This is a genomic window from Rhodopirellula sp. JB055 (assembly GCF_043100905.1).
GTDB lineage: Bacteria > Planctomycetota > Planctomycetia > Pirellulales > Pirellulaceae > Rhodopirellula.
This window is the reverse complement of sequence record NZ_JBICHO010000530.1, coordinates 1-5,368: the sequence shown is the minus strand read 5'-3', so window position 1 is coordinate 5,368 and position 5,368 is coordinate 1. Positions and strand designations below refer to the sequence as shown.

5 protein-coding genes are annotated in these 5,368 nt (G+C 56.1%); 4 read left to right on the top strand and 1 reads right to left on the bottom strand.

The features are described from left to right. The first annotated feature begins 580 nt into the window (after positions 1-580). The 3 genes from infC (at position 581) to ACF8AM_RS20695 (ending at position 3,723) form a co-directional block, all read left to right on the top strand. A complete protein-coding gene (infC, locus tag ACF8AM_RS20705) occupies positions 581-1,111 on the top strand; it encodes a translation initiation factor IF-3 (protein ID WP_047814130.1) in 531 nt (176 codons plus the stop codon). Positions 1,112-1,341: 230 nt separating this feature from the next. Continuing rightward, positions 1,342-2,289 (top strand): phosphoribosylaminoimidazolesuccinocarboxamide synthase, encoded by a 948-nt coding sequence (locus ACF8AM_RS20700; RefSeq protein ID WP_392557474.1) that lies wholly within the window; start codon positions 1,342-1,344, stop codon positions 2,287-2,289. Positions 2,290-2,349: 60 nt separating this feature from the next. Beyond that, complete coding sequence (locus ACF8AM_RS20695; RefSeq protein WP_392557473.1) at positions 2,350-3,723, top strand: asparagine synthase-related protein; 1,374 nt, start codon at positions 2,350-2,352, stop codon at positions 3,721-3,723. A 165-nt stretch (positions 3,724-3,888) separates the two neighbouring features. On the opposite strand, the gene ACF8AM_RS20690 is transcribed toward ACF8AM_RS20695, so the two are convergent. Continuing rightward, positions 3,889-4,185: a BON domain-containing protein gene (locus ACF8AM_RS20690; RefSeq protein ID WP_392557472.1), complete on the bottom strand. Its 297-nt coding sequence runs from the start codon at positions 4,183-4,185 to the stop codon at positions 3,889-3,891. A gap of 525 nt (positions 4,186-4,710) precedes the next feature. Between ACF8AM_RS20690 and ACF8AM_RS20685 the strand changes: the two genes are divergently transcribed. After that, positions 4,711-5,368, top strand: a 658-nt coding sequence (locus ACF8AM_RS20685) for a GGDEF domain-containing protein (RefSeq protein WP_392557471.1), incomplete at its 3' end; no start/stop codon positions are given.

Here is a 5,368-nt window from a genome sequence, read left to right as displayed (position 1 = left end):
CGAATCTCTGACCTCCACGATGTCAACGTGGCGCTCTAACCAACTGAGCTAATCGCCCGTCGGGGTCGGATAGGGACATCATCCGAATCGCTGACCCTGAGGGTTCCCGCCTGTCTGGCGGGGGACTTTGTTAGGAATTCGGCTGTCTGGGGGACAAAATCCAGTGCCGGCGTTCCCAAAGCGGTCGCACAGTTTGGGATGACCCTGACGATTCGTCAAGCCACCCCGAACCGGCAAAATCCGATCTCGGTCGGTTTGGCACCCTTCGCCTGTTCCAGTTCCAAGATCGGAGCCGAAATCATCCCAAAAGTATGACGGATTGGCGAAAACACAAAGATTTCGCCATTTCGCTGTTGACGGCTGCGGACCCACCCCTGGATACTTTGGGAAAATTGGGGTTGACGCGGTTGGAGCGATTTTCAGGAATCCCTCCCCCACTGGTCAGGCTGACTAACCTATGTTTGGGCAGCGGCTTTTGACTGGACGGCACGTCCGCCCGCTGCGGTGAGCACACATTCGTTCTCATCGATTTGATTTCCACTTGCGCCGGAACGCCTCCCGGCCGGAGAAGATTGCTTTAGTGGCATTGGCACGCAGAAACGTACAACCGGAAAATCGCGACTCAACTCGTATCAACTCTCAAATCCGTATCACTCCGGTACGAGTTGTCAGCGAAGAGGGCGAACAGTTAGGAATCATTCCCACCGAGCAGGCACTGGAGCGTGCTCGCGACGCGGGACTGGATTTGGTGGAAGTGGCTCCTGGAGAGCGTCCACCGGTTTGTCGAATCATGGATTACGGCAAATTCAAGTACGACAAAAACAAGAAAAAGAACAGCGGCTCGTCCCATACCAAGACGAAGGAAATCCGCTTGCGACCCAAAACCGGTGACGAAGACATTCGCACCAAGGTTCGCCAAGCCGAGAAATTCTTGGAACACAAGGACAAGGTCCAAGTCAGCGTTCTGTTCCGCGGTCGTGAAATGGCCCACATCGAAGAAGGCCGCAAGGTCATGGAGCAGGTCATCGAGATCCTCAGCGAAGTGGGCAAGGTGGAAACCAAACCCCAACAGCACGGGCGTCGAATGATCTGCATGATCGCACCCAAGTGACTTCGGTCGCGGATCGCCATCCCACCCCTTGGTCTCTCGCTTCGTCTTGACTCGCCGATTCTGATCGGCGTTGGTGTGCTGGCGCAGTCCCGGGAAGCACGTTTGGACTTGCCGAAAGTCTTGGCGACTTCCGCTACGGTTTGACGACTTCCGCGACGGATGGAAATCGAAAGCGAAGCTTCAGCGGGTGATGCTTGTCGGCACTCGGTCGGTGTGCGACCATTTGCGGCATGAACGACAACTATCAATTCGATGCCGCCGGGGCTCTGCTGAGTACCGATTTGCCATTCCCTCGCCGCCAAGGCAAGGTCCGTGACGTCTACGATCTGGGCGATCGATTGCTGATCGTCAGCAGCGATCGGATCAGCGCGTTCGACTTCATTTTGCCAACCGGCATTCCCGAGAAAGGTCGCTTGCTGACCGCGATGAGCCGGTTCTGGTTTGAGCAGATCGACGCGGGCCGCATCGGCCAAAACGCGGGCGGTCCCAACGCTGACCAACCAATCTCGCATCACTTGATCAGCACCGATGTCCCGGAAGAGGTTGCTGCCAAGGTCGACCCGAAGCCGCTGGAAGGTCGCATCATGGTCACCCGAAAAGCCTCCGTCGTGCCGTTCGAATGTGTCGTCCGAGGTTACCTCGAGGGCAGCGGATGGAAGGAATACCAGGCCACGGGCGAAGTTTGCGGAGTCGCCTTGCCAGCGGACCTGAAGCAGTGTGACCAACTCAGCGAAGCGATCTTCACACCAGCGACCAAAGCCGAAGAAGGCCACGACGAAAACGTTTCCTACGAAGTCATGCGCCAATCGCTGGGCGAGGAACAATCCAGTCAACTGCGGCGAATGAGCTTGGCAATTTATCAGGACGCCTTGAAGATCGCTGCCGAACGCGGCCTGTTGATTGCAGACACCAAGTTCGAGTTCGGCGTCGTCGATGATCAACTGATTTTGATCGATGAAGTTTTGACCCCGGACAGTTCACGGTTCTGGGCTGCCGATGAGTACGAACCAGGCCACTCGCAGCGATCATTCGACAAGCAGTTCGTTCGCGAATACCTGCAATCGTCGGATTGGGATCGCAATAGCCCTCCGCCACCGCTGCCGGAATCGATCGCCCGCCAAACCGCGGACCGCTATCGTGAAGGGTACGAACGTCTGGTAGGCAAAGCCTTCGCTTGATCGCGTCTGACGCTTGCCCCCTTCTCTATGTCCTCCCTCAACACTCGCGGAAATTTCTCTATGAACGCGCCCCCGGTCATCGAACGCATCGTGAACTTATTGGATCCCAGCGGCGATATCTTGCTGGGCACCACACGGGAAGCGGCAGAGGCAGCCGTGCGGAGCGGGGATGCCGAAGCGGTTGGAAAAATCCGTGGGCAATTCGCGATTTTGCAAGCCGAGGGCAAGACCGTTCACATGGCTCGTTCGATCGGACGACCGATGCGATACTTCCTTGCCAAACGCGCGGCGGGGCCCTGTCTGATCGTGGCAGAACGAATCGACGAAATCTTTGAACAACTCAAAACAGAAGGGCTGGAGGATCAGTTCCATCCGTCTTACACGCGAATGGTTCCCGCTCACCATGTGATGAAACTGCAACTGACGGGTTGCCCGGATCCCAACCCCACGCTGCATCGTTTCTTTGACCCGCCATCCAACACGTTGCCGGCCAGTGTCGAGACGATTGGAACGCGGTACATCGAACGAATCGTGCAAGCGTGTTCGGACTGGTTGGACAACATCGTAGTCGACGCGACGATCGGCGTGATGTTCAGCGGTGGGATCGACAGCGGTGCGGTTCTGATGGCGATGATCCATGCCTTGAAGCAACGCGGCCAGACGCCTCAACGATTGAAAGCGTTTGTGCTTTCAGTGCAAGACAACGCCAGTTCTAGCGAAACCGACTTTGCCCAAGCGAGTGACTTCTTGGAAACGATCGGGATGCCGATGTTGCTGGAAGTCATCACGGTCGAGACGTCTCGCATCGATTGGCGTTCGGCGATCGAAGTCACCGAGGACTACAAACCGCTGGACATTCAAAGCGCCACGATGGGATTGGCACTTTGCCAGGGCATCCGCGATCGTTATCCAGATTGGAAATACTTGGTCGATGGCGACGGTGGCGACGAGAACTTCAAAGACTATCCCATTGAGGAAAACCCAGAGCTAACCATCCGCAGTGTTCTGAACAACCAGATGCTGTACCAGGAAGGTTGGGGCGTGGACGCGGTGAAGCATTCCCTGGTTTACAGCGGTGGGCAAAGTCGCGGGCACGTCCGCACCAGCGCACCGGCACGACGCTTGGGATTTCATGGATTCAGCCCGATGGCGTTGCCCGACGTGATTGAGGTCGCCGAAGGCACGCCGTTCATCGAGATGACCGATTGGGACCACGAGAAGCTGTACGCGTTGAAGGGTCAGATCGTGGGCGCAGGAGTGAAAGCGGTCACCGGCACTGCTATGCCGATCAATCCCAAACGCCGCTTCCAACATGGTGCCGGAGGCAAAGCCGCGTTCGAGACGCTGTTCCCCTCGACGGAGTCCGAGTATCGCCAATATTTCAGCGATGCGTTCTCAACCGGTAAGCTGGCGGAACGACTCTCCGCAGAATGAGAGTGAGAAGAAAACCTCTGAGGTGAATCGCCGGGCTTCGAAGAAGCCCAGCAAAATGGCGAAACTCAAAGGACGCGGCCCTGAGCTGAGAGCGAAACACCGCGTAGAACGAGTCGCCGCGCACCCAAAAAACACCAAGAAATTCGGGTTCAGCCTGAACGCTGATCAGGAGCCCATGCAAACATCCACTCGATTGACGACAAGCCGTCCTTCGGCAACGGGACGAATGGCTTCTTGTGCAAGTTGTTTGTGATAGAAGCTACGAACTCGGCCGGTCAGGCAGATTTCGCTCTCGCTTTCGTCGACACGCAAGAATCGCAATTCAGCGACACTGCTGTCTGCCAACGCTTTGATCGCGGCAGTGACTTCGTTGCCTGAGACGCGACTGCCAGAGTCAACAAAATCGGTGGAAGCGGTGGAGAGAGAAGGAGCGGCGTCGCTGGTCTGCGTGGTCGATTGCATCAATGTCCCAATTCCATTTAGGTGTTTAAGAATGGCCTGGACAGGTTTTCCCATGCAAACACCGTCCACCCTTTAATTTTGCCGATGTTCGCAATTCGGGCCACGGCAATTTGACAATTTTATCGCGATCAGCCGCAGGCAACCTGTCAAAGCAGGCAACCCAGGAACAATAGGCCACGGCAGCGGTTCAATTGGCGGCCCACACGCTTTTTCTCTCAAGCCAATTGCATCCGCTGAAAATGCGTGCATTGACTTCGCAGGTTCGGTTTTGCGGAGGATGTCGTCTGGGAAACCTACGAAAGGGGGGATGAAAGGCAACATTTTTGCGCCCGTCACCAAGAGTGTCGTAGATTTGAATCTCACAAGTGTCATTCGGGTGGGTCAAAACAACACAGCCTCCACCTTGGCGTTTGCGAGAAACCCCGACGGGAAGAGGGTTCTTGCGTTCGTTGTTCGAGCTGCATGAAGCCTCGCTGTCCCTCTTTATATCAAACCAACTTAGAGAACCTCTGCGGGAACAAAAACGTGCTTCTTGATATCATCATTGCTGCCAGTAGTGGCGGCGCCGGAATGACATGTGGCTGGGTGATGCATGCCATCTACAATCAAGGTCTCGCGCTGGATGGTTCCCAACAATCGACTCAGAAGTCTGCAGGTGCCAACACATCTTCCGCTGGCGAACAGGCAATGGAATCCGACGCGGCCCCGTCGATTCCCCAGGTCGATGACGACACTCCTGATTCGGAAAAAGTGATGGCCGTCGCGGATCGCGTTCGTCAGTTCACTCATTCGATTGCAGCGGATGTGGACGCTCACCAAAGCCGCGTCGAAAACTTGAGCATGACGTTGCATGAAAGCGACCTGAGCAATTCGCCGCCTACGATTGTGGATGCGGTGGAGCAAATGCTGGAAGCCAACGAGATCATGCGAAATCAACTGGCAGACGCTCAGGCTCAAATCCGCGAGCAATCACAACAACTGCAATCGGCAGAGCAACGAGCTCAAACCGATGCTCTGACACAAATCTACAACCGCGGTGCGTTTGACGAGCACCTGCTTCGACGTCACGCGCTCGGTCCATCCCGAGCCGGTGTCCTCGCCGTCCTCGATGTCGACCATTTCAAGAAGTTCAACGACACCCATGGTCACCGAGCGGGAGACGAAGTGTTGCGAGTGGTTGCGC